Raw genomic sequence first — 20,788 nt, 5'->3', positions numbered from 1 at the left:
CTGCCCCGGAGGTGAGTGCAACGAGCGGCGGAAGTCCGCCGCGATCACGCGGCGGCGCGTCTCCCAAAACGGTCAAGTTCCTGGAAACGTCAGGACGCGGCGCAGGTGGCCCTCGCGTCGATGGCGGGGGCGAACTGGCACTCGATCCGTCGGTACAGCGACGGGATATCGAACGGCTTGCCGAGAAGCTCAAGCGCCCCGGCCTCTCGCGCCTGGCGCAAGACCTCAGGAGAACGAGCACCGGTCATCATCCATACCGCGATCCGGCGCCCGTCGGCAGCCGCCCGTTCGTGCAGGATGCGGCAGACCTCAATCCCGCTCATTCCGGGCATGTTCACATCCACCATCGCTCCGTCCACGGTGTGTTGCGCGGCCAGATCCAGCGCCTCGGGTCCATCCGCCGCGGCCAAGACGTGATACCCCCGTCGGAGGAGCAGGAACCGCAATGACTCCCGCACGGATTGGTTGTCGTCTATGACCAATAGGGTGCGGGACATGGTGTGCGAAAAAAGAGACAATGAGCGGGCCAGATTCCCCGGCGAAACGCAAGTCCCGCCCTCCCCGTGAGTCCGGCACTGGTTCGGCGTACGGCGGACTCGGGCGCAGCAGGGATATCACCGCCCCCGCAAGCGGGAATTCCGCCGACAGCGCAGGGGCCGCCCGCGGGGGTATGGAGCCAAATGAATCACCTTTCATCCCGCCCGCACAAGGAGTCCGAGTCCGACGCCTGCTTATTCCCCGGCGGGAGTCTCTGGATCAAGCGGCTCCCGCAGGGTGACGACGGTCGGGGCGCCATCGTGGTCTGAGTCGAACAATTGCTGGAGCTCCTCAGCGCCGAGCGTAACCGTGCGGTGGCGGGCCCGGGTGGTGAACATCTGCGGAAACTCGAGCTCCACCTGAACGATTGGGCGGCCCGCGTCGTCAGCCTCGACGACACGGACCGTACCGCGGAGACCTGTGGGTGGGTTGCGCTGGTCCACGGCGGAGGTTACGAGCACCACCCTGCCGTCCAGCTCCCGGAGGTCGGTTGCGTTCATGACGGTGCCGACTGACAGCCGTTCGGACGGGCAGTTCGCGGGCGTCGAGCAGGTCAGCTGCCGGTGTCCTCGCGTTCAGCACGAACGCGCGCGGCAATGGCGGCGAGCACCGCGGTGGAGGCGGAAAGCACGGGTGGAATTGCGAGCACCGTCGTCACCGACCAGCGCCCCTGCTCATCCACCCCACCCCAGGCGTAACAGCGCAGCGCTTCATCATGACCGAGCAAAGCGAACACCTCGACCCTGCCTTTCCAAAGCACCCGGCCATCAACCTCCTCGCACACCGACTCCGTCCGCGTATGGGAGGCTTCACAGCGGTGCAGTCGCCGGATCGTTTCTCGGAGTTCACGAATGTAGTCCACCATCGCGCGCAACGTGCCGCAGCCCGTCCGTTTCACAAGTCCAGCGTCCGTGGTGGGAGGCCTTTGCCGCCGGCTCACGCGCACGGTGAAGGCACGTCCGAGCTCAACTACGAGGGTATCGTGCCGGCGAAGGAAACAGTTGCCGTGGCCAACGGTGTTGCGCGATCCGAGCGGAAGCGATCTGCACTCCCTGTCCGCCGAGACCTCGGCCATCGGACGCGGAGCGCCCAAGGGCAACGTACCACAGGAACGGGAGACGAGGGCCAGAAGCTAGAACCGCAACCGGCCGTTCTCGTGGCCACAGTGCGGACAACGACACAGCTCGGTACCGGTGGGAGCGGAGTAGAGCGCATCGCAGCGAATGCAATGGAAGGTTGTCTTCCGGCGCTCGAGTTCGAACCGGCGGTGGTCGCGACGGTCGTACCACAGCCACAAACCGAGGAAGACCACGGCGGTGAGCACGCAGTAAACAACGGCGCCGATGGTGAGATCGAACATCGCAGAGAGTTGAAACAGGGCGGCAAAGCCGGGGCAACGCTGGCGTGCCCGGAATGAGGCGACAAAAAACGCGCCGAAGAAATTCTTCGGCGCGTCGAGAGTATCGGGCGAGACCTGGATTACTTGGTCTCGGACTTGGGCGCCTCGGCGGCAGGAGCAGCCTCGGGAGCGGCAGCTTCGGCCTTGGGAGCCTTGGCCGCCTTCTTGCCCTTGGCCTTCTTGGCGCCCTTGGACTTCTTGTAGCCCTGGTCGTCAGCCTTCACGAACTCGATGAGGGCCATCTCAGCGGCATCGCTGATGCGCTGCTGACCGAGCTTGTAGATGCGGGTGTAGCCGCCGCTGCGATTCACGAACTCCTTGTAGGTTTCGTTGAACAGCTTGTTGACGGCATCCTCGTTGCGGATATCGGCCATCGCGAGGCGGCGCAGATGAATCTGGTCCTTCTTGTCGGTCTTGGCCGCGGCACGCTTGGCCTTGGTAATCACCTTCTCGATGAAGGGACGAAGTGCCTTGGCCTTGGCGAGCGTGGTCTCGATGCGACCATGCTCGATCAGGGAGGCGGCCATATTGGAGAGCATCGCGGCGCGATGCTCCTTGGTGACGCCCATTCCGTGGCGGTGTGTATTGTGACGCATGTTGGTTTGGTGGTTGGCGGTCCCGATCGGCGATCCGGTCGCAGCGTTGGGCGGCAGCGGACGGCGCGAGGCCGGAAAATGATGGAGAGAGCAGAAGCGGAGGCGAGCAGCGCGTGAACGGGCGAGGATCGTACGATCCCGCGCCCGTCACGCGGCACGCGCTCCTACGGTTTAGACTTCCTTCTTGGTGTCGAGGAGGCGCTCGTCGAACTTCATGCCGAGCGAGAGGCCCAGCGCTTCGAGCTTTTCCTTGATCTCGTTGAGCGACTTCTTGCCGAAGTTGCGGTACTTGAGCATCTCCTGCTCGGTCTTCATCGCGAGCTCACCGACCGTGGTGATGTTCGCGTTGTTGAGGCAGTTCGCCGCGCGGACCGAGAGCTCGATTTCGTTGACCGACATATTGAGGAGCTTCCGGAGCTTGTTCTGCTCCTCGCTGACCTCACTCTGCTGATTCTCGAACTCGTAGGCTTCCTCGCTGACGCGATCGAACACGTCGAGGTGATGTTTGAGGATCGAGGCGGCTTGCTTCAGCGCGTCGTCCGGCGTGATGCGACCATCGGTCCAGATCTCGAGGTTGAGCTTGTCGTAATCGGTGATCTGGCCGACGCGAGTCGCCTCGACGGCGTATTTGACGAGCTTCACGGGAGAGAAGAGCGAATCGATCGGGATAACGCCGATCGCCTGCTCTTCCTTCTTGTTCGCCTCGCCGGGGAAGTAACCGCGGCCGGTCTTGATTTCGACCTCGGCGTCAAACGACTTCTTGGAGTCGAGCGTGCAGATGACCTGGTCCGGATTGATGATCTGGATGTTGGCGTCGGCCTGGATGTCGGCCGCCGTCACGGGTCCCTGCTTGTTGACCTTGATCTGAAGGGTGATCGGCTCGCGCTTTTGCGAGACGATGAGGATCTTCTTCAGATTGAGAACGATGTCCGTCACATCCTCGACAACGCCATCGATCGACTGGAACTCGTGGTTAACGCCCTCGATCTTGATGGACGAGATGGCGGCGCCCTCGATCGAACTCAGCAGCACACGACGGAGGGAGTTGCCGATGGTGTGCCCATAGCCGGCTTCGAAAGGCTCCGCGATGAACTTGGCGTACGTCGGCGTGGCTCCTTCTTCGACCTTGGTAAGCTTGTTGGGCAGTTCGAACTTTCCGAGACGTTTTGGCATGGTGCGGAAGTTGGACGAATTTTGGTTTTTAAGGGTGGGCCCAGACGAAGGGTTTAGAAGCGCGAATAGAACTCAACGATGAGCTGCTCATTCACGTCCTGCGTCATCTCTTCGCGGGTCGGCATGCGCACGACCGTGGCCTTGAACGTCTCGGCGTTCATCGAGAGCCAGCCCGGAACATTGCGGATCCGGTTTTCCTCGAGATTACGCGTGGCGAGCTGGCGGGAAGCCGGGGTGTTCTTCACCTCGATCTCGTCGCCGGGCTTCACGTTGTAGCTGGCGATGTCGACCTTGTGGCCATTCACGCGGATGTGGCCGTGGTTGACCATCTGCCGGGCGGAGGCGCGGCTCTTGGAGAGGCCGAGGAGATAGACCGTGCTGTCGAGGCGGGTCTCCAGGAGCTGGAGGAAGCGCTCGCCGGTGACGCCGCGCTCCTTCTTGGCGTTCTCAAAGACGCGACGGAACTGACGTTCAAGCAGGCCGTAGATATAGCGGAGCTTCTGCTTTTCGTTCAGGCCGACGGCGTATTCGGAGAGCTTGCGGCGCATCTTCGGGCCGTGCTGCCCCGGGGGATAGCCGCGGCGCTCGAGCGCTTTGCCCGAGCCGAGGAGGTGTTGGCCAAAACGACGACTGATGCGAGTGGTTGGGCCGGTATAACGAGCCATGACTTTGAAAAGTGAGAGTGAAAGTGAAAGTGAGGGTGGCGAAGCCGCGGGTCGAGGGACCCGCGGAGATCACGCGGCAGATGCCACGTGACCCGAGAGCCCTCGTCCCAGGCACGATTACACGCGGCGGCGCTTGCGGGGACGGCAGCCGTTGTGCGGAATCGGCGTCACGTCGACGATGGACGTGATTTCGAGACCGATCGCCTGGAGGGCGCGGATCGCGGAGTCGCGACCGAGGCCGGGGCCGGACACGCGGATGACGATATCCTTGAGCCCGTGCGCCATCGCGTTGCGGGCGGCGTCCTGCGCGACAACCTGGGCGGCGTAGGCGGTGGACTTGCGCGAACCGCGGAAGTTGCACTTGCCGGCGCTGGACCAGGCGATGACCTGACCCTTCTGGTCGGTGATCGAGACGATCGTGTTGTTGAAGGAAGCGAGGACGTTGGCGACGCCGGAGGTGACGTTCTTAGAGCCCTTGGCCTTGCGGACCTTGATTGCGCCGATCTCCTCCTTCAGGAGTTCTTCGGCCGTGGGCTGCTTGGCGACACCATGAACCATCTCGACCGGCTTCTGCTCGGCGGCGGGAGCAGCGGGCGCGCCAGCGGCGGCGGGAGCGGCGCCATCGGCGGGCTTGGCCGCCTTGTCGCCAGCGGCCTTCGGAGCCTTGGCCTTCTTTTCAGCAGGAGCAGCTGCGGCACCCTCGACGGGAGCGGTCGCGGCCTTGACGGGCTTTTCTTTCTTCGGAGCGGATTTTTCTTCGGCCATGGGCGAATGGGATTAGGCGGACGCTTCTTTGGCTTTGCTGACGCCGACGGTCTTGCGCGGGCCCTTGCGGGTGCGGGCGTTGGTGCTGGTACGCTGACCACGGACCGGGAGGCCGCGGCGGTGGCGGATGCCACGATAGCAGTTGATCGCCTGAAGGCGCTTCAGATTGCCGGCAATTTCGCGGCGGAGGTCGCCCTCGAGCACCCACTTGTGCTCGGTGATCAGGTGAAGGATCTTGTTGAGCTGTTCCTCAGTGAGATCCTGCGCCCGCATGTCGGGGTTCAGGCTCGCTTCCTGAACGAGCTGGTCAGCCCGCTGGGGGCCGATACCGAAGATGTATCGGAGGGAGAACGCGACTTTCTTCTTCGCGGGGATTTCTACGCCGAGGAGACGTGGCATGGATGGTGTCTAGTTAAGAGTTGGTGGTTAAATTTGTGGATATGGAGAGGGAAACGGGAGCGGGTTAGCGCGCCGGAAGCGGACGAGGAACAGTGAGAATTTCGGGACCGTGCTCGGTGGTCAGGACCGTGTGCTCAAAGTGGGCCGAAGGAGAGCCGTCAGCAGTGACGATCGTCCAGCCGTCGGACAAGGTCTTGGTCCGATAGCCGCCCATGTTCACCATGGGTTCGATCGCGAACGTCATGCCCGCCTTGATCCGGTCTCCGGTGCCTTTGCGACCGAAGTTCGGAATCTCTGGTGGTTCGTGCATCGCGACTCCGACGCCGTGGCCAACCATGTCTCGGACCACGGAGAATCCGTGGGCTTCGACGTAAGTCTGGATGGCATGACCGATGTCGTTCACGCGATTGCCCACCTGGGCCTGTCGAATACCGAGATCGAGGGCTTCGCGGCTGACGCGGAGCAGTTGATCCAAGTCGGGCGAGACGGCACCGACGGGAACGGTGTAGGCATTGTCGCCTACGTAGCCGTCGTGCCAGACGACGATGTCAAGGGAGACGATGTCGCCCTCGCGGAGGACGCGCTTGAAGGACGGAATCCCATGAACGACTTCCTCGTTCACCGAGATGCAGGTATGCGCGGGATAGCGGTGCGACCCGTGCTGGTAACCGTAACAGGCGCTGCGCGCGCCCAAGCGGGCGATGAGATCGCGGCCCGCTTCTTCCAAGTCCTGAGTCGTGATGCCAGGCCGGACGAGGGGCTTGAGTTGATCAAGAACCGTCGCGGCGATGGCACATGCCTCGCGCATTTTGGCGATTCCTTCCTTGTTCTTAACGGGAATAGTCATGCGAGGCAGCCTTCCGCCGATTTGGCGGTGGAAGACACGAGTGCGTCGATCTGCTGGAGCAGACCGAGCGCACGATAGTGTTCAGCGACGGCTCCATCGAGATCTGCTCCGGCAGTAAGAACGCCATCAAGCGCCTCGTGTCGGGCATCGAGCCATTCGTCAAACACCTTGGCTTGGAGCAGCGTAGCCGGGAAATCGGTCAGGACGAATCCCGCATCAGGTTTGCGCGCGAAGAACCAGCGGCGCATGAGCGCCAGGGTGGTCGCTTCCTCCGCCGAGGCCGAAGCCGGGCGGCGCGAAATCCCCAGCCCTTTCAAGTGGACCGGGGAGACGTGCTCTAGATTCAAAGAACGAACTTGGGCCAGCCATTGGCCGGCAGACCCAAGGAGAACATACTTGGCTTTGGCGATAGGGCCGAAACCAGCAAAGGGGTCGGAAATGCCACCCGTCGCCGCCACTGTAAAGAACTAATTCAGGAAGTGACGATAGGCCGCGATGCCAGTGCCGAGCAGCAGCAGGCCCAACATGGGCAACGCGATCTTCATCACCGCTTCCTGGCTGAGAGCGTCGCCGAGCATGGCCTGCTGCGGGTTCGCACTGCGGGAACGGATCCGGCCCTTCCGGAGGAAGCCGTCATAGTGACGCTGGAGAAGGAACGTTTCCACCTGGCGCATGGTGTCGAGAATGACACCGACCGTGATGAGCATGCCGGTGCCGCCGAAGAAGTAGGCGATACGCGCTGGAACCTTCATCTGGAACAGGAGCACATCGGGCGTGACGGCGATGATCGTGAGGAAGATCGCACCAGCGAGCGTGAGGCGGGTCATCACGAAATCGAGGAACTGCGCCGTCGGCTCACCGGGACGCACGCCTGGGATGTAGCCGCCGTACTTCTTGAGGTCGTCGGCGATCTGAATCGGCTTAAACATCACCGAAACCCAGAAATAGCTGAAGAACAGGATCAGGACGGCATTGAAAACGTAGTACCAGACGCTACCGCGCAGCAGTTCGTTGGAGAAGTCGGTCAGAAACTTGAGGTGCCAGGAGGCGCCCACCCACGAGAGAATCTGCTGCGGAAAAAGGAGGATGGCGCTCGCGAAGATCACGGGCATGACGCCCGAGTAGTTGACCTTGAGCGGCAGGAAGGAGCTCTGTCCGCCCATGACCTTGTTGCCGACCACGCGCTTGGCGTACTGGACCGGAATCTTTCTCTGGCCCTGCACCACCATGATGATTCCAACCGTGACGATCAGGAACAGCGCGATCATGACAACCGCCTGAGGTAGCCCAAGATCGCTGCCCGTGCCCACCGGACGGAAGAACATCCGATAGGTCTGCATGGCGGCACCGGGGATATCGGCGAGAATGCCGACCGTGATCAGGAGCGACACACCGTTGCCGATGCCGCGCTGGGTGATCTGTTCGCCGAGCCACATGAGCAGCATGGTGCCGGCGGTCATGAAGATGATCGAAGTGATGAGGAAGCCGACCTTCGGAACGATCACAATCGGGCCGTACGTCGCGACATCATAGCCGGGGAACAACTGCTGCGGGTTCTCCAGCGCGAGCAGAAGAAGGGCGCCTTGGATCACGCAGATCAGCACCGTCGCGTAACGGGTGTACTGGGTCAGCTTCTGCCGCCCCACGTCGCCTTCCTGCTGCAACCGGCTCAATGACGGCACGACAGCGGTCATCAGCTGGAAGATAATCTGAGCGCTGATGTACGGCATGATGCCGAGGGCCGCGATGGCACCCTTCATCAGGGCGCCACCGGTGAACATGTTGTAGAGGCCCATCAGCGCCCCTGCCCCACCGGCCGCCTGGTCGGCGAAGAACCGCTGGAGCGGATGCGGGTCGATGCCGGGAAGCGGGATATAAGCCGCCACGCGGGCAACGAACAGCAAGGAGAGCGTATAGAATATCCGGGAACGAAGCTCCGGAATCTTCAGGGAATTCGTGAAGGCGGAAAACACGGGGATAGAAATTTCGATTCTGGGTTTCCGATTTTCGATTGTCGAGCCCCGGGACCGGTCCGGCGCGGGGATCACGCCGGAACCAAGTCCCTAACGAAAACCGAAACAGCGTCGCCTCTTAGGCGACGATAGCCTGACCGCCAGCCTTCTCGATCTTGGCCTTGGCGGCGCCGGAAAACTTGGCGGCCGTAACCTTGAGCACACGGCTGATTTCGCCGTCGCCAAGGATCTTGACGCTGGTCTCATCGGCCCGGATCAGGCCCTGGGCGGCGAGCACGGCAGCGTTGACCTCGGTGACGCTGGCGTCGAGAGAGGCCAGATCACTGACATTCACCACGGCGTACGAGACGCGGTGATTGAAATTGTTGAAGCCGCGGTGCGGGAGCTTGCGGTACAGGGGCATCTGGCCGCCTTCAAAGCCAGGGCGGATGCTGCCGCCGGAACGGGCGGTCTGACCCTTGCCACCCTTGCCGGAGGTCTTGCCGTGGCCGCCGCCTTCGCCGCAGCCAACGCGCTTCTTGCGGTGCACTGCACCGGGGACGTTCTTCAGTTCGTGGAGCTTCATTGCTTCGTTTCCTCTTTGGCGCCCCGGCGAGGCTAGGCCTCGCCGAAACTCGGATTAAAAATGGGGAGAATCTGGACCTGCTGGGAACGGCCGAACTTCGAACCCCGATCCCGACCGCCGGGCTCAAGCGCCCATGAGGCGCGGCTCGGCGATGGGTAATCGTGATTCGAAGTTCGAGGGCCGGCTCAGGCGTTCTTGCGAACGTTGCTGATATCGTCGGCGAGCCGCAGTTTGCGGAGGCCTTCGAGGGTGGCGTGCACGACGGCGATGTGGTTCGAGGAACCCATCGACTTCGTGAGGATGTTCTTCACTCCGGCAGCCTCGAGGACGGCGCGAACGCCGCCACCCGCGATGAGGCCGGTGCCGGGCGACGCCGGCTTCAGCATGACGCGGCCGCCATCGTACTCACCGAGCACGTCGTGCGGGATCGTGTCGCCCTTGAGCTTCACGGTGACGAGGTGCTTGTGGGCGTTGGCGGTGCCCTTCTTGATCGCGTCAGGAACTTCGTTGGCCTTGCCGTAGCCGATGCCAACCTTGCCCTTGCCGTCGCCGACGACAGCGAGAGCGGCGAAGCTGAAACGACGGCCACCCTTCACCACCTTGGCGCAGCGGTTGATGAAGACGACCTTCTCAATCATCTGCGGGCCGTCGCCTTCCTGAGGCTGGCGGTCGCGATTGTCGCGGCGGGGCCCGCGATTGCCACCGGGGCCGCGGCCACCCTGGCCGCGGAAACCACCCTGGCCACGCGGCGCACGCGGTTCACGCGCTTCCGGGGCCGGCGCGGGAGCGGCGGCTTCAGGAGCGGTGGGCGTGGTGTTTTCCGGAGCGGAAATGGGATCGGTGCTCATGCGAGGTTATTAGAATTTGAGGCCACCTTCGCGCGCGGCGTCGGCGAACGTTTTGACTTTGCCGTGGTACGGGGCGCCGCTGCGGTCGAACACCACCGTTTCGATGCCAGCGGCCTTCGCCTTGGTGGCGAAAGCGACACCGAGGATCTTGGCGCTCGCGATGTTGGCCTTCAGCTTCTGCTCGCGGAGCTCGGGATCGAGACTCGAGAGGAACAGGAGCGTCTTGCCGGCATCGTCGTCGATGGCCTGGGCATAGACGTGCTTGGCGGTGAAGCGGACGCTGAGGCGCGGGCGAGCGGCAGTGCCGTTCACCTTCTTGCGGATGCGCCAGCGACGATTCTGGAGGAGGCGGGATTTGGTAATGCTCATGTGTGTTTCTCCCGGCGTTAGGCGACGGTCTTGCCTTCCTTGCGGCGAACCCGTTCGCCGACGATGCGCACGCCCTTGCCCTTGTACGGCTCCGGCGGGTAGTAGCCGCGAATTTCGGCGGTAATGGCGCCGACGAGCTGCTTGTCCGCACCCTCGACCTTCAGCTTGGTGCCGTCGGTAACGGTAATTTTGATCCCCTCGGGGATGTCCATCAGGATCGGATGCGAGTAGCCCAGCGCGAGGTCGAGCTGCTTGCCCTTCAGCGCCGCCTTGAAACCGACGCCCTGGATCTCGAGATCCTTGACGTAACCTTCGGTCACGCCCTTCACCATGCCGGCGACCACGGAACGGGCCGTGCCGTACATGGCCTTGGCGAAACGCGACTCCTCGGTGGGAGCGAAGGTGACCTTCTTGTCGGTCACGGTGACTTTGACGACGGGGGCGAAGGATTTCTGCACCTTGCCCTTGGGGCCCTCGACGAGGACGGTCTCACCGGTGACGGTGACCTTGACCTTGTCGGGGATGGAAACGGGTTGTTTGCCGATACGACTCATGGTGGCTCCTTACCAGACGTTGCAGATCAGTTCGCCGCCCGCCTTGTTGCGGCGGCAGTCGGCGTCCTTCATCAGGCCCTTTGAGGTCGACAGAATGCCGATGCCGAGGCCGTTGAGAACGCGCGGAATTTCGGTGTAGCGGTAGTACAGGCGACGGCCAGGCGTGGAAACACGCTTCAGCCCGGTAATGGCGGGGGCGCCATCGACGTACTTCATTTTCACGACGAGGGTCTTGTGGCCCTGCGCGTCGGTGCCGTTGCTGTAGTCGGCGACGTAGCCCTCAGTCTTGAGGATGCTGGCGACGTTCTCTTTCAGCATGGAGTGCGGGGCGATGCACTCGTCGAGGCGCGCCTTGCTCGCATTGCGGAGGCGCGTGAGGAAATCACTGATCGGATCGGTCATGGTGGATGCTTTCGAGTTACGGCCGCGCGGGTCATATCCGACCCCCGTGGGCCAAATTCTTTACCAGGAGGACTTGACGACGCCGGGGATCTTGCCGGCGAGCGCGAGTTCGCGGAACTGGATACGAGAGACGCCGAACTTGCGGTTGTAGGCGCGCGGACGGCCGCTCATCGAGCAGCGGTTGCGGATGCGCACCGGCGACGAGTTGCGCGGCAGCTTCTGCAGCTTCTTCTGCGCGGCGTAGAAGTCAGTGTCGGTCGTCTCGGGGTTGGCGAGGGTCGCCTTCAACTCGGCTCGCTTGGCGGCAAATTTCGCGGCGAGCTTGATGCGCTTCTTGTTGCGCTCGATGGCAGAGGTCTTGGGCATTGTCGAAAAGGTGAGTTTGATTACGCGGCCTTCGGCGCGACGGGTTCGCTGCGGCGGAACGGCATGCCCAGCAGGCGGAGCAGTTCGCGGCCCTCATCGTCCGACTTGGCGGTCGTCACGATCGTAATGTCGAGGCCGATATGCTTCTTGATGTTCTCGATCGAGATTTCCGGGAAGATGGAGTGATCCGTGACACCGAGGTTGTAGTTGCCCTGCCCATCGAGCTTCGAAGGAATGCCGCGGAAGTCGCGAATGGTCGGCAGCGCGACGGCGATCAGGCGATAGAGGAACTCCCACATCGCATCGCTACGGAGGGTGACGTGGCAGCCCACGACCTGGCCCTGCTTGAGCTTGAAGTTGGCAATGGCCTTGCGGGATTTGGCGAGCACCGGTTTCTGGCCGGCGATGGCGGCGACATCGCGCTGGACGTCGGCGATCTGGTTCTTGTCCGCCTCAGCATCGATACCGGTGTTGATCGAGATCTTCACCAGCTTCGGCACCTCGTGCTTGTTCTTGTAGCCACGGCTCTTGACGAGTTCAGGAACGACCTGCTCGACGTAAAGCTTCTTCAGGGAGGGAGTCTTCTTGCTCATGGATGGGGCCCGCGATTACCGACCGCAGGCAGACGATGGAATGGATGAAAAGGGAAAAGGGGAAGATTGCAGGGGCCAGAGTGGCGTGTGACAAGGAGCAATTGACCCGCACGGGCCAACCAAGGCGGAACACCCTGGCCGTAAACTACTTATCGCTTCATCAAACCGCCCCCAGCGAAATCAGGCCTTCGCTTCGTTCTTCTTCCGGCGCGTGGAGGCGTCGAAGTCAGCCTGGAGCATCAGGTTCGAGATGTGGACGGAACCCTCGCGCTCGGTGATGGCGCCCTGGGGGTTCTTCTCCGACTTCTTCTCGTGGCGCTTGATCATCGCGATACCCTCGATGCGGGCGCGCTCCTTGGCGGGGAGCACCTCGATGACCTTGCCCGACTTGCCCTTCTGGGAGCCGGCGATGACGACGACCGTGTCGCCGCGTTTGATGTGAAACTTCTTCATGGTTGGGACGGGATCGGTCGGTCTCAGAGGACTTCCGGAGCGAGCGAGATGATCTTCATGAAGTTCTTCGCGCGCAGTTCTCGGGCCACCGGACCGAAGATACGGGTACCCTTGGGATTGTTGGTCGCGTCGATGATGACGATCGCGTTGCTGTCGAAGCGCAGGTAGCTGCCGTCGGCACGACGGATGGGCGCCTTGGTGCGGACGACGACGGCTTTCGCGACCTCGCCCTTTTTGACGGTCGCGTCGGTCGTGCTCTCCTTGATGTGGACGGTGACGATGTCACCGACGTGAGCGTAGGGCGTGGGCTGGCCCATACGCTGAATGAGAGCGGCTTTGCGCGCGCCGGTGTTGTCGGCGACGTCGAGGATGGAGCGCAGTTGAATCATGGCAGGCCTCCTATGCGGGTATTTTGTTTAGTGGTTTCAGGCCTTCGACTCGGGCTGCACGGGAGCCTCGTTCGGCTTGGTGGTCTTCGTCGGCACGGCGGCGGCAACGTCGGTCTCGGAAATGGCTCCGGCGGCGGTGACGGCCTTCTGCAGAACCGCGACCACGCGCCAGCGCTTCAGCCGGCTCATCGGGCGGGTTTCCATGATCTCGACCTGGTCACCGACCTTGGTCTCGTTCTTTTCGTCATGGACGTGGAGGACGGTCTGGCGGTTGACGACCTTGTGATAACGGGGATGCGGCGTCTTGAAAGGGACGACGACTTTGATCGACTTGTCGCCGGAGCGACTGGAGACGACACCGACGACGGTTTTGCGCGCGCTGCGCTGGCCTGGAGTGGCGGTGGACATTGGAATTTCGGATTTCGGATTTCGGATTGCGGACTTCGGATCGGCTCGGCAGCGGGCAGCGTTTCTTTTCGCGCTCCGCAATCGCCAATCCGAAATCGTTTAGGCGGCGGCCGGAGCTTTCGCTTTCTTTTCGGTGCGGATGCTTTCGAGCCGGGCAATGTCCTTGCGGAGCGTGCGGAGCTCGTGGGTTTTCTCGACCTGGCCGGTCTGCTTGCGCAGGCGGAGCTGGAGGAGTTGCTCGCGGGTCTCGCGGAGCTTGGTCTCGATCTCGGTGACCGAGAGTTCGCGGATTTCTTTTGAAGTCATGTCGGTTCGGTTGGCTGGGTTCGACTTCAGCTGGCGGCGCCTTCCCGCGCGATGAAGCGGCAGTGGAACGGCAGTTTGGCGTCGGCGAGGCGGAACGCTTCCTTCGCCGTGTTGATGGGCACGCCAGCGAGTTCAAAGAGGACGGCGCCGGGTTTGACGACGGCGACGTAGAACTCGACCGGGCCTTTGCCCTGGCCCATGCGGACCTCAGCGGGCTTCTTGGTGACCGGCTTGTGCGGGAAAACGCGAATCCAGAGTTTGCCCTTGCGCTTGAGGTGCCGCGAGATGGTGACGCGAGCGGCCTCGATCTGCTGGCCGGTCATGGGCCCACGGGTGAGCGACTGGAGGCCGAAATCGCCGAACGCGAGCGTGTTGCCACGCTTCGCATTGCCGGCGCGGGAGCCTTTCTGCGACTTGCGATATTTTGTACGGGCGGGAGCGAGAGCCATGTTGGTAAATCGTTAAGCGTTCAGCGCCGCGCCCCAGGCCGGGGCCCGAGGCAGTTCGCTGTAGGTGTTAGCTGTTGTCGGACTCCTTTTTGCAGATCCAGCACTTGACGCCGATCTTGCCGTACACGGTGTGGGCTTCGGAGAAGCCGTAATCGATGTTCTCGCGCAGAGTATGGAGCGGCACGCGGCCCTTGCGCTGCCATTCACGACGAGCAATGTCGGCGCCACCAAGGCGACCCGAGCACTGGATACGAATGCCCTCGGCGCCGAGCGCCATTGCCATTTCGACCGCCTTCTTCATCGCGCGACGGAACGCAATGCGGCGTTCGAGCTGGAGCGCGACGTTCTCGGCGACGAGCTGCGCTTCGATCTCGGGCTTCTTGACCTCCTGGATGTCGAGGAGGATCTCCTTGCCGGTGAGCTTGGCCAGCTCGGCCTTGATATTCTCCACTTCCTGGCCCTTGCGACCGATGACGATGCCGGGGCGGGCGGTGTAGATCTTGACGCGGACGCGGTTCGAGGCGCGCTCGATAAAGATGCGCGGCACCGAGGCCTGCTTCAGCTTCTCCATGAGCTTCTCACGGATGACCTGGTCCTCGTTCAGAAGCTTCGGGAAATCCTTCTTGCTCGCGTACCAGCGGGACTGCCAGTTGCGGCGAACAGCGAGACGGAAACCGACGGGATTGGTTTTTTGGCCCATGGAAGTGATCAGGAGTTGGTTTCGCCGTCGGTGAGGACGATGCGGATGTGCGACATTTTCTTGCGGCGGGGGGCAGCGGAGCCACGAGCGGCCGCCTTGAAGCGCTTGAGGACCGGTCCGTTCTCGATCAACGCGAGCTTCACGGTGAGCGAATCAGCCGAGAGGTTGTTGTTGTTCTCGGCGTTCGCGATCGCGCTCTTCAGCGTCTTCGCGATGAGGCGGGCCGACTTGCGCGGGATCAGGGTCAAATAATCGACCGCCTCCGAGGCCTTGCGGCCTTGGATCGTGCGGGCGACTTCGCGCACCTTCTTCGGTGACATGCGCGCGTAGCGAGTGAGGGCTTGAACTTCCATGGTGATGTTGGCGATTCCGGCACGGGGAACGGCCGGCGATAGCAGCGCGGAGGACGCGCCCTACCCTTTCGATGTTTTCGTTGGTTAGGTCTGAAGTGAAACGGACAGAGAAGCGCGGACGCTTAGATCTCCTTGCGGGTCATGCCACCGTGCGCCTTGAAGGTGCGGGTCGGAGCGAACTCGCCCAGCTTATGGCCGACCATGTTCTCGGTGACGTAAACGGCGATGAACGCCTTGCCATTGTGCACGCTGAACGTCTGGCCGACGAAGTCGGGGGTGATCGTCGAGCGGCGGGACCAGGTCTGGATGGGCTTCTTGTTGCCGGCCTTCACCGATTTCTCGATCTTCTCGAGCAGGTGGTAGTCGACGTAGAAGCCTTTTTTGATGGAACGTGCCATGTCAGTAAGAGTGCAGGTGAGAGTGAGGGTGGCCTTCCATTACTTCTGGCCGCGCGGCTTGCGACCATTGTGGTGGACGATGATCTGCGCGTTCGAGGGCTTCGAACGGCGACGGGTCGGGAAGCCCTTCGCGAGCTGGCCCCACGGGGAGACGAGCTGCTGACGGCCACCACCACCCTTGGACTTACCCTGACCACCACCGTTGGGATGATCGACCGGGTTCATCGCCATACCACGAACGGTCGGGCGAATGCCCAGCCACCGCTTGCGACCGGCCTTGCCCAGCGACTGCTGGTTATGGTCGGTGTTGCCGACTTCGCCGATGGTCGCGCGGCAGTTCGGGTGGACAACCCGAAGCTCGCCGGACGGCATCTTCAGCGTCGCCTTGCCGTTCTCGACCGCGACCAGCTCCAGGCCGGCGCCAGCGGAACGCGCGATCTGAGCGCCACGACCGGGAACGAGCTCGACGCAGTGCAGGCGGGTCGACGGCGGGATGATCGCCAGCGGGAAATTGTTGCCGACGTTAAAGTCGTTGGTCGTCGCCTTGTCGGAGGCGAAGATGCTGTCGCCAACCTTCAGGCCACGGGGGGCGATGATGTAACGCTTCTCACCGTTGGCGTACGCGACGAGCGCGAGGTTGGCCGAACGATTCGGATCGTACTCCAGCGCCTGCACCTTCGCGGGCATGTCGCGAATATCGCGACGGAAGTCCACGATGCGGTACAGCTGCTTGTGGCCGCCGCCCCGGTGACGCGAGGTCACGCGGCCGTAGACGTTGCGGCCGCCCGACTTGTTCTTGTTCTCGAGGAGGGTGCGCTCCGGACGCTTGTTGGTGAGCTCCGCGGTGGTCTTGTTCAGCGAGGTGAAACGACCGGCGGGCGTAAGCGGGCGAAAAATTTTGAGTGCCATGGATGGGTTTCTCCGGGTTGGGCGGACTCGCCTTAGACGAGCTCGATCTTGTCGCCGGCCTTGAGCGTCACGATGGCCTTCTTGTAGTCGGACCCGACGCTGGGGCGGCCTTGGCGGCTGCGCTTGTTCTTGCCCCGGTAGTTTTGGACGTTCACGCGCCGAACCGTCACTTTGAACGTCTCTTCCACCGCCTGGGCGATCTGGTGCTTGTTAGCGCCGCGGTCGACTTCGAAGGTGTACTGGCCCAGCTCAGCGGAAAGCTTGTTGGACTTCTCGGAGAGACGGACGGTTCTGAGGACTTTGTCGGCTTGCATTAGTTCTTGCCTCCATTCACGCGGGCGAGGATGGCCTCGATGGCTTTGGTGCTGACAACGATCTTCGCGTATTGCGCGAGATCGAGAGTGTTGAGCGTTGCGGCCTCCTGGAGGGAGACGCGGTCGATGTTCCGCGAAGCGCGGGCGGCCTCGGCGGCGAACGGCGCATCCACGAGGAGCACGCGGCCCTTGGGGGCGATACGGCTCACGACCTGGTTGAACGCCTTGGTCTTCGTCAGCTTTGTGTCGAACGCCTCGATCACGGCGATTTCGCCGGCCGTTGCGCGATCAAACAGCGCGCGGCTGAAAGCCAGCTGTTTCACCTTGGCGTTGATCTTCTTCGAGTAGTCCCGGGGCTTCGGGCCAAACACGACACCACCGCCGCCCCAGAGGGGGGAGCGGGTCGAACCGGCGCGAGCGCGGCCGGTGCCCTTCTGGCGCCACGGCTTCTTGCCGCCGCCGCTGACCTCGCCACGGGTCTTGGTCGACGCCGTGCCTTGGCGGTTGTTCGCGTTGATGGCGACGATGACTTCCTTGACCGCCTGAAGGCCCTTGTCGCCTTCGAAGGTCGGAAAGTTGAAGTCCTTCTCGGTGCTCTTCGTGCCGTCGGGAGAGAAAACGGTGAGTTTCATTTCGTTTGATTCTCCGGGTTATTTCTTCGCGGCGGCCGATTTGGCCTCAGGCGCGGCAGCGGCCGGAGCCGTGCGCTGACCCTTGATGGCGGTGCGGACAATGACGTCGTCGCCGTTGGCGCCGGGAATCGCTCCCTTGACGAGCAGGAGGTTCTTCTCAGCGATGACCTTCACGATCTGAAGATTCTGCACGGTGCGGCAGACCTGGCCCATGTGACCAGGCATGGCTTGGTTCTTCCAGGTGCGGCCAGGCGTCTGGCGCATACCGATCGCGCCGATTCGGCGATGGAACATCGAACCGTGAGCGGCGGGACCGCCGGCAACGCGGAAACGACGAACAACGCCTTGGAAGCCCTTGCCCTTCGTGACACCGAGAACGTCAACCGTCTGGCCTTCAGTAAAGGCAGAGGCGTTCACGACATCGCCGACTTTGAGCGTAGGGGCAGAAGCAAGGCGAACTTCAGCAAGCACGCGGGGCGCGGCTTCAAGACCCGCCTTCTTGGCGTGGCCGAGCTCGGCGCTCGAGGTGTTCTTTGCCTTCTTGGAGGAGAAGCCGATCTGAACGGCGTTGTAGCCGTCGGTTTCGACGGTCTTGACCTGGACCACAGTACAGGGTCCGGCTTCAACCACGGTGACGGGCACGAGCACGTTCTGTGCATCGTAGACCTGCGTCATACCGAGTTTCCGACCTAAAATTTCGGAGATCATAGGCTAAGCGGTAGGTGGATGGTTTTCCGTTTAACGGACCTACTTTAGCGAGGCCTGGCGGTGCCGGAAGGCACACAGGCAACTGCTAACTGTAGAGGAACGAAATCCGGGTACGAAAGATAAGGAGGAGGGAGGAGAAAAGAGCATGGAGGGTGCGGCCGCAGCCGTCCCTCCACGTTCTGAAGGTTAAACGTTGATCGTGATGTCGACGCCCGACGGCAGGTTGAGCTTCTTCAGCTCGTCCACGGTCTGCGCGGTGGGTTCGATGATATCGATGAGCCGCTTGTGCGTGCGGGTCTCGAACTGCTCCATCGACTTCTTGTCGACGTGGGGCGAGCGATTGACGGAAAGCTTCTCGATGCGGGTGGGCAGCGGAATCGGTCCGGACACGCGCGCGCCGGAGCGCTTGGCGGTTTCGACGATGTCCTGAGCCGACTGATCGATCACGCGATAGTCGAAGCCCTGGAGTTTGATGCGAATTCGTTGGCCTTTCATGGCGGAAAAAGAACGAGGGATTAGGTGCGCGCGGGCGCCTTGGAGGAGGTTTCGACGATCTTGGCGAGGAGCGAATTCGGCACCTGCTCGAAGTGCGACGGCGTGATCGACGCGGACGCGCGGCCCTTGGAGAGCGAGCGGATGTCCGTGACGTAGCCGAACAACGTCTCAAGCGGAACGTGCGCCGAAATGATGCAGGCGCCGTTCTTATTTTCCATGCCCTGGATCGAGCCACGACGACGATTGATGTCTCCCATCAGATCGCCCTGATAATCTTCCGGCGTGGTCACCTCGACGCCCATGATGGGTTCGAGGAGGATCGGGTTCGCCTTCTTCATCGCTTCCTTGAGGGCGAAGATGCCAGCCATCTTGAACGCGAGTTCAGAGGAGTCGACCTCGTGGAAGGAGCCGTCGATGATGCGAACCTTGACGTCGACAACCGGATAGCCGGCCACGACGCCGTTGTTCGTGCCCTCGAGAATGCCTTCGGTGGCGGGCTTGACGAATTCCTTCGGAATCGCGCCACCAACGATCTCGTTGATGACCTCGACGCCCTTACCCTTTTCATTCGGCTCGAGCTTCACGATCACGTGACCGTACTGGCCCTTGCCGCCCGACTGACGGATGAACTTGCCCTCGCCTTCCGCCAGCTTGGTCACGGTTTCACGGTAGGCGATCTGCGGCTTGCCCGCGGTCGCCTCAACCTTGAACTCGCGCTTCATGCGGTCGCGGATGATGTCGAGGTGAAGCTCGCCCATGCCGGCGAGAATGGTTTGGCCGGTGTCGGGATCGGTCTTGACGCGCAGCGTCGGATCCTCGGCCACCAACCGCTGCAGCGCGGTCGACATCTTCTCCTGGTCGCCCTTCGAATTCGGCTCGATGGACATGGAGATGACGGGCTCGGGGAAGGACGGCGGCTCAAGACGAATGTCGAAGTCCTCGTCACAGAGGGTGTCACCAGTGATGACCTCCTTGACGCCGACCACCGCGCAAATGTCGCCCGAAAACGCGACGTCGATTTCCTCACGGTCGATCGCGCGCATCAAGACGAGGCGCGAGACGCGCTCGGAGCGGCGGGTGCGCGGGTTGTAGACCGACATGCCCTTGAGGAGCTTGCCCGTGTACACGCGGTAGAACACCAGCTTGCCGACGAACGGGTCGGTCCAGAGCTTGAACGCGAGGCCGGCCAGCTTGCTCTTGTCGTCGACGACGGCGGCAACTTCCTTGCCATCGCTGTCCTGGCCGATCATCGGCGGGACGTCGACAGGGCTCGGAAGATAGTTGACCACGCAATCGAGGAGGCGCTGCACACCCTTCTTCTTGAAGGCGGAGCCCGGGACGACGCCGGTGAACTGGAGAGAGATGGTCGCCTTGCGAATGCCGAGCATCAGCTCGTTGACCGTGATCTCCTCGCCGCTGAGATACTTTTCCGCGATCACATCGTCGAAGTCGGAAACCGCCTCGATGAGCTTGTCGCGGTACTCCTTCGTCTGGTCCTTGTACTCGGCGGGGATCTCGGACGTCACCGGGTTCATCCCGAGCGGATCCGAGGTCTCGTCGAAGAGGTAGGCGGTATTCTGGACCAGATCGATCATGCCGGAGAAATTTTCCTCCTTGCCGATCGGAATGAACAGCGGGTGCGCGTTGGCCTTCAGCTTCTCGCGCATCTCGCGGACCGCGCGGAAAAAGTCGGCGCCCGTACGATCCATCTTGTTGATGAACGCGACGCGAGGAACGCGGTACTTGTTCGCCTGCCGCCAGACCGTCTCGGATTGGGGCTGCACGCCAGCGACTGCGCAGAACACGGCGACGGCACCGTCAAGCACGCGCAAGGAACGTTCGACCTCGGCCGTGAAATCCACGTGTCCGGGAGTGTCGATGATGTTAATCCGCTGCTTGATGCCCTTCCACGGGCCACAAGAAGCATTCCAGGCGCAAGAGATGGCGGCCGCGGTGATCGTGATGCCACGTTCGCGCTCCTGTTCCATCCAGTCGGTGACGGTCGTGCCCTCGTGGACCTCGCCCATTTTGTGGACGGCGCCGGAGTAGAAAAGAATGCGCTCCGTGGTCGTGGTCTTGCCGGCGTCGATGTGCGCGGCGATGCCAATATTGCGCGTCCATTCCAGCGGGAACGGACGGTCCTTGGCGTTGGCAGGGGAAATCTTGGCCTTGTCGGTGACGACAGTGATGGCCGGTGCAGCGGTAGCAGACATGAGCAGGTGG

The 20,788-nt window shown here is 62.4% G+C and carries 33 protein-coding genes; all 33 read right to left on the bottom strand.

Annotated features, from left to right (window positions below; translation table 11 throughout):
- Nucleotides 1-89 precede the first annotated feature (89 nt).
- The 33 genes from DB354_RS13995 to fusA all read right to left on the bottom strand — a co-directional run bounded on the left by DB354_RS13995 (nt 90) and on the right by fusA (nt 20,778).
- Nucleotides 90-497: a response regulator gene (locus DB354_RS13995; RefSeq protein WP_107836256.1), complete on the bottom strand. Its 408-nt coding sequence runs from the start codon at nt 495-497 to the stop codon at nt 90-92.
- A gap of 234 nt (nt 498-731) precedes the next feature.
- Nucleotides 732-1,037, bottom strand: coding sequence for a hypothetical protein (locus tag DB354_RS13990; protein ID WP_107836255.1), 306 nt, complete (start codon nt 1,035-1,037; stop codon nt 732-734).
- 53 nt (nt 1,038-1,090) lie between these two features.
- Nucleotides 1,091-1,402 carry a hypothetical protein gene (locus DB354_RS22040; protein WP_146180255.1) on the bottom strand — a complete coding sequence of 104 codons (312 nt, stop codon included), beginning with the start codon at nt 1,400-1,402 and terminating at the stop codon, nt 1,091-1,093.
- Nucleotides 1,403-1,669: 267 nt separating this feature from the next.
- On the bottom strand, nt 1,670-1,897 hold the full coding sequence (locus tag DB354_RS13980; RefSeq protein ID WP_107836253.1) for a hydrogenase nickel incorporation protein HypA: 228 nt from the start codon (nt 1,895-1,897) through the stop codon (nt 1,670-1,672).
- 119 nt (nt 1,898-2,016) lie between these two features.
- Nucleotides 2,017-2,532, bottom strand: a complete 516-nt coding sequence (gene rplQ / locus DB354_RS13975; protein ID WP_107836252.1) for a 50S ribosomal protein L17 — start codon at nt 2,530-2,532, stop codon at nt 2,017-2,019.
- Nucleotides 2,533-2,703: 171 nt separating this feature from the next.
- Entirely contained in the window at nt 2,704-3,705 is a 1,002-nt protein-coding gene (locus DB354_RS13970) for a DNA-directed RNA polymerase subunit alpha (RefSeq protein ID WP_107836251.1), read from the bottom strand.
- A 53-nt stretch (nt 3,706-3,758) separates the two neighbouring features.
- Nucleotides 3,759-4,370, bottom strand: a complete 612-nt coding sequence (gene rpsD, locus DB354_RS13965) for a 30S ribosomal protein S4 (RefSeq protein WP_107836250.1) — start codon at nt 4,368-4,370, stop codon at nt 3,759-3,761.
- A gap of 117 nt (nt 4,371-4,487) precedes the next feature.
- On the bottom strand, nt 4,488-5,135 hold the full coding sequence (rpsK, locus tag DB354_RS23015; protein ID WP_107836249.1) for a 30S ribosomal protein S11: 648 nt from the start codon (nt 5,133-5,135) through the stop codon (nt 4,488-4,490).
- A gap of 12 nt (nt 5,136-5,147) precedes the next feature.
- Nucleotides 5,148-5,534 carry a 30S ribosomal protein S13 gene (gene rpsM, locus DB354_RS13955; protein WP_107836248.1) on the bottom strand — a complete coding sequence of 129 codons (387 nt, stop codon included), beginning with the start codon at nt 5,532-5,534 and terminating at the stop codon, nt 5,148-5,150.
- Between the two features lie 64 nt (nt 5,535-5,598).
- On the bottom strand, nt 5,599-6,381 hold the full coding sequence (gene map, locus DB354_RS13950) for a type I methionyl aminopeptidase (protein ID WP_107836247.1): 783 nt from the start codon (nt 6,379-6,381) through the stop codon (nt 5,599-5,601).
- Nucleotides 6,378-6,839, bottom strand: coding sequence for an adenylate kinase (locus DB354_RS13945; RefSeq protein ID WP_146180254.1), 462 nt, complete (start codon nt 6,837-6,839; stop codon nt 6,378-6,380). Before DB354_RS13945 ends, map begins: the two co-directional genes overlap by 4 nt.
- 9 nt (nt 6,840-6,848) lie before the next feature.
- On the bottom strand, nt 6,849-8,354 hold the full coding sequence (gene secY / locus DB354_RS13940) for a preprotein translocase subunit SecY (protein ID WP_107836245.1): 1,506 nt from the start codon (nt 8,352-8,354) through the stop codon (nt 6,849-6,851).
- Nucleotides 8,355-8,472: 118 nt separating this feature from the next.
- On the bottom strand, nt 8,473-8,919 hold the full coding sequence (gene rplO / locus DB354_RS13935) for a 50S ribosomal protein L15 (protein ID WP_107836244.1): 447 nt from the start codon (nt 8,917-8,919) through the stop codon (nt 8,473-8,475).
- Nucleotides 8,920-9,104: 185 nt separating this feature from the next.
- On the bottom strand, nt 9,105-9,767 hold the full coding sequence (gene rpsE / locus DB354_RS13930) for a 30S ribosomal protein S5 (RefSeq protein WP_107836243.1): 663 nt from the start codon (nt 9,765-9,767) through the stop codon (nt 9,105-9,107).
- Between the two features lie 9 nt (nt 9,768-9,776).
- Complete coding sequence (rplR, locus tag DB354_RS13925; protein ID WP_107836242.1) at nt 9,777-10,136, bottom strand: 50S ribosomal protein L18; 360 nt, start codon at nt 10,134-10,136, stop codon at nt 9,777-9,779.
- 17 nt (nt 10,137-10,153) lie between these two features.
- Entirely contained in the window at nt 10,154-10,690 is a 537-nt protein-coding gene (gene rplF / locus DB354_RS13920; RefSeq protein WP_107836241.1) for a 50S ribosomal protein L6, read from the bottom strand.
- Between the two features lie 9 nt (nt 10,691-10,699).
- Complete coding sequence (gene rpsH / locus DB354_RS13915; protein WP_107836240.1) at nt 10,700-11,092, bottom strand: 30S ribosomal protein S8; 393 nt, start codon at nt 11,090-11,092, stop codon at nt 10,700-10,702.
- A 60-nt stretch (nt 11,093-11,152) separates the two neighbouring features.
- Nucleotides 11,153-11,458, bottom strand: a complete 306-nt coding sequence (gene rpsN, locus DB354_RS13910) for a 30S ribosomal protein S14 (RefSeq protein WP_107836239.1) — start codon at nt 11,456-11,458, stop codon at nt 11,153-11,155.
- Between the two features lie 20 nt (nt 11,459-11,478).
- Entirely contained in the window at nt 11,479-12,051 is a 573-nt protein-coding gene (gene rplE / locus DB354_RS13905) for a 50S ribosomal protein L5 (protein ID WP_107836238.1), read from the bottom strand.
- Nucleotides 12,052-12,231: 180 nt separating this feature from the next.
- A complete protein-coding gene (rplX, locus tag DB354_RS13900; RefSeq protein ID WP_107836237.1) occupies nt 12,232-12,504 on the bottom strand; it encodes a 50S ribosomal protein L24 in 273 nt (90 codons plus the stop codon).
- Between the two features lie 23 nt (nt 12,505-12,527).
- Nucleotides 12,528-12,893, bottom strand: coding sequence for a 50S ribosomal protein L14 (gene rplN / locus DB354_RS13895; RefSeq protein ID WP_107836236.1), 366 nt, complete (start codon nt 12,891-12,893; stop codon nt 12,528-12,530).
- Between the two features lie 36 nt (nt 12,894-12,929).
- The gene (rpsQ, locus tag DB354_RS13890; protein ID WP_107836235.1) at nt 12,930-13,301 is read right to left on the bottom strand and encodes a 30S ribosomal protein S17; all 372 of its coding nucleotides are present in this window, start codon (nt 13,299-13,301) and stop codon (nt 12,930-12,932) included.
- Between the two features lie 99 nt (nt 13,302-13,400).
- Nucleotides 13,401-13,607: a 50S ribosomal protein L29 gene (gene rpmC / locus DB354_RS13885; RefSeq protein ID WP_107836234.1), complete on the bottom strand. Its 207-nt coding sequence runs from the start codon at nt 13,605-13,607 to the stop codon at nt 13,401-13,403.
- Nucleotides 13,608-13,633: 26 nt separating this feature from the next.
- Nucleotides 13,634-14,056, bottom strand: a complete 423-nt coding sequence (gene rplP / locus DB354_RS13880; RefSeq protein ID WP_107836233.1) for a 50S ribosomal protein L16 — start codon at nt 14,054-14,056, stop codon at nt 13,634-13,636.
- A 67-nt stretch (nt 14,057-14,123) separates the two neighbouring features.
- Complete coding sequence (gene rpsC / locus DB354_RS13875) at nt 14,124-14,756, bottom strand: 30S ribosomal protein S3 (protein WP_107836232.1); 633 nt, start codon at nt 14,754-14,756, stop codon at nt 14,124-14,126.
- Nucleotides 14,757-14,764: 8 nt separating this feature from the next.
- A complete protein-coding gene (gene rplV, locus DB354_RS13870) occupies nt 14,765-15,109 on the bottom strand; it encodes a 50S ribosomal protein L22 (protein ID WP_107836231.1) in 345 nt (114 codons plus the stop codon).
- A 122-nt stretch (nt 15,110-15,231) separates the two neighbouring features.
- Entirely contained in the window at nt 15,232-15,507 is a 276-nt protein-coding gene (rpsS, locus tag DB354_RS13865) for a 30S ribosomal protein S19 (protein ID WP_107836230.1), read from the bottom strand.
- A 39-nt stretch (nt 15,508-15,546) separates the two neighbouring features.
- Nucleotides 15,547-16,416: a 50S ribosomal protein L2 gene (gene rplB / locus DB354_RS13860; RefSeq protein ID WP_107836229.1), complete on the bottom strand. Its 870-nt coding sequence runs from the start codon at nt 16,414-16,416 to the stop codon at nt 15,547-15,549.
- A gap of 32 nt (nt 16,417-16,448) precedes the next feature.
- On the bottom strand, nt 16,449-16,730 hold the full coding sequence (rplW, locus tag DB354_RS13855) for a 50S ribosomal protein L23 (RefSeq protein ID WP_107836228.1): 282 nt from the start codon (nt 16,728-16,730) through the stop codon (nt 16,449-16,451).
- Nucleotides 16,730-17,362: a 50S ribosomal protein L4 gene (rplD, locus tag DB354_RS13850; protein WP_107836227.1), complete on the bottom strand. Its 633-nt coding sequence runs from the start codon at nt 17,360-17,362 to the stop codon at nt 16,730-16,732. Before rplD ends, rplW begins: the two co-directional genes overlap by 1 nt.
- A gap of 18 nt (nt 17,363-17,380) precedes the next feature.
- Nucleotides 17,381-18,070, bottom strand: coding sequence for a 50S ribosomal protein L3 (rplC, locus tag DB354_RS13845; protein ID WP_107836226.1), 690 nt, complete (start codon nt 18,068-18,070; stop codon nt 17,381-17,383).
- A 186-nt stretch (nt 18,071-18,256) separates the two neighbouring features.
- A complete protein-coding gene (rpsJ, locus tag DB354_RS13840) occupies nt 18,257-18,565 on the bottom strand; it encodes a 30S ribosomal protein S10 (RefSeq protein WP_107836225.1) in 309 nt (102 codons plus the stop codon).
- Nucleotides 18,566-18,585: 20 nt separating this feature from the next.
- Entirely contained in the window at nt 18,586-20,778 is a 2,193-nt protein-coding gene (gene fusA, locus DB354_RS13835) for an elongation factor G (RefSeq protein ID WP_107836224.1), read from the bottom strand.
- Nucleotides 20,779-20,788 lie beyond the last annotated feature (10 nt).

This window comes from Opitutus sp. ER46 (assembly GCF_003054705.1).
Classification (GTDB): domain Bacteria; phylum Verrucomicrobiota; class Verrucomicrobiia; order Opitutales; family Opitutaceae; genus ER46.
The sequence above is the reverse complement of the archived record's forward strand: the minus strand, read 5'-3'. Positions and strand labels throughout refer to the sequence as shown.

Excerpts from the sequence above, each read along its gene's own strand:
- DB354_RS13995 (WP_107836256.1), bottom strand. The coding sequence starts at position 497 with ATGTCCCGCACCCTATTGGTCATAGACGACAACCAATCCGTGCGGGAG.
- DB354_RS13990 (WP_107836255.1), bottom strand. The coding sequence starts at position 1,037 with ATGAACGCAACCGACCTCCGGGAGCTGGACGGCAGGGTGGTGCTCGTA.
- DB354_RS22040 (WP_146180255.1), bottom strand. The coding sequence starts at position 1,402 with ATGGTGGACTACATTCGTGAACTCCGAGAAACGATCCGGCGACTGCAC.
- DB354_RS13980 (WP_107836253.1), bottom strand. The coding sequence starts at position 1,897 with ATGTTCGATCTCACCATCGGCGCCGTTGTTTACTGCGTGCTCACCGCC.
- rplQ (WP_107836252.1), bottom strand. The coding sequence starts at position 2,532 with ATGCGTCACAATACACACCGCCACGGAATGGGCGTCACCAAGGAGCAT.
- DB354_RS13970 (WP_107836251.1), bottom strand. The coding sequence starts at position 3,705 with ATGCCAAAACGTCTCGGAAAGTTCGAACTGCCCAACAAGCTTACCAAG.
- rpsD (WP_107836250.1), bottom strand. The coding sequence starts at position 4,370 with ATGGCTCGTTATACCGGCCCAACCACTCGCATCAGTCGTCGTTTTGGC.
- rpsK (WP_107836249.1), bottom strand. The coding sequence starts at position 5,135 with ATGGCCGAAGAAAAATCCGCTCCGAAGAAAGAAAAGCCCGTCAAGGCC.
- rpsM (WP_107836248.1), bottom strand. The coding sequence starts at position 5,534 with ATGCCACGTCTCCTCGGCGTAGAAATCCCCGCGAAGAAGAAAGTCGCG.
- map (WP_107836247.1), bottom strand. The coding sequence starts at position 6,381 with ATGACTATTCCCGTTAAGAACAAGGAAGGAATCGCCAAAATGCGCGAG.
- rplO (WP_107836244.1), bottom strand. The coding sequence starts at position 8,919 with ATGAAGCTCCACGAACTGAAGAACGTCCCCGGTGCAGTGCACCGCAAG.
- rpsE (WP_107836243.1), bottom strand. The coding sequence starts at position 9,767 with ATGAGCACCGATCCCATTTCCGCTCCGGAAAACACCACGCCCACCGCT.
- rplR (WP_107836242.1), bottom strand. The coding sequence starts at position 10,136 with ATGAGCATTACCAAATCCCGCCTCCTCCAGAATCGTCGCTGGCGCATC.
- rplF (WP_107836241.1), bottom strand. The coding sequence starts at position 10,690 with ATGAGTCGTATCGGCAAACAACCCGTTTCCATCCCCGACAAGGTCAAG.
- rpsH (WP_107836240.1), bottom strand. The coding sequence starts at position 11,092 with ATGACCGATCCGATCAGTGATTTCCTCACGCGCCTCCGCAATGCGAGC.
- rpsN (WP_107836239.1), bottom strand. The coding sequence starts at position 11,458 with ATGCCCAAGACCTCTGCCATCGAGCGCAACAAGAAGCGCATCAAGCTC.
- rplE (WP_107836238.1), bottom strand. The coding sequence starts at position 12,051 with ATGAGCAAGAAGACTCCCTCCCTGAAGAAGCTTTACGTCGAGCAGGTC.
- rplX (WP_107836237.1), bottom strand. The coding sequence starts at position 12,504 with ATGAAGAAGTTTCACATCAAACGCGGCGACACGGTCGTCGTCATCGCC.
- rplN (WP_107836236.1), bottom strand. The coding sequence starts at position 12,893 with ATGATTCAACTGCGCTCCATCCTCGACGTCGCCGACAACACCGGCGCG.
- rpsQ (WP_107836235.1), bottom strand. The coding sequence starts at position 13,301 with ATGTCCACCGCCACTCCAGGCCAGCGCAGCGCGCGCAAAACCGTCGTC.
- rpmC (WP_107836234.1), bottom strand. The coding sequence starts at position 13,607 with ATGACTTCAAAAGAAATCCGCGAACTCTCGGTCACCGAGATCGAGACC.
- rplP (WP_107836233.1), bottom strand. The coding sequence starts at position 14,056 with ATGGCTCTCGCTCCCGCCCGTACAAAATATCGCAAGTCGCAGAAAGGC.
- rpsC (WP_107836232.1), bottom strand. The coding sequence starts at position 14,756 with ATGGGCCAAAAAACCAATCCCGTCGGTTTCCGTCTCGCTGTTCGCCGC.
- rplV (WP_107836231.1), bottom strand. The coding sequence starts at position 15,109 with ATGGAAGTTCAAGCCCTCACTCGCTACGCGCGCATGTCACCGAAGAAG.
- rpsS (WP_107836230.1), bottom strand. The coding sequence starts at position 15,507 with ATGGCACGTTCCATCAAAAAAGGCTTCTACGTCGACTACCACCTGCTC.
- rplB (WP_107836229.1), bottom strand. The coding sequence starts at position 16,416 with ATGGCACTCAAAATTTTTCGCCCGCTTACGCCCGCCGGTCGTTTCACC.
- rplW (WP_107836228.1), bottom strand. The coding sequence starts at position 16,730 with ATGCAAGCCGACAAAGTCCTCAGAACCGTCCGTCTCTCCGAGAAGTCC.
- rplD (WP_107836227.1), bottom strand. The coding sequence starts at position 17,362 with ATGAAACTCACCGTTTTCTCTCCCGACGGCACGAAGAGCACCGAGAAG.
- rplC (WP_107836226.1), bottom strand. The coding sequence starts at position 18,070 with ATGATCTCCGAAATTTTAGGTCGGAAACTCGGTATGACGCAGGTCTAC.
- rpsJ (WP_107836225.1), bottom strand. The coding sequence starts at position 18,565 with ATGAAAGGCCAACGAATTCGCATCAAACTCCAGGGCTTCGACTATCGC.
- fusA (WP_107836224.1), bottom strand. The coding sequence starts at position 20,778 with ATGTCTGCTACCGCTGCACCGGCCATCACTGTCGTCACCGACAAGGCC.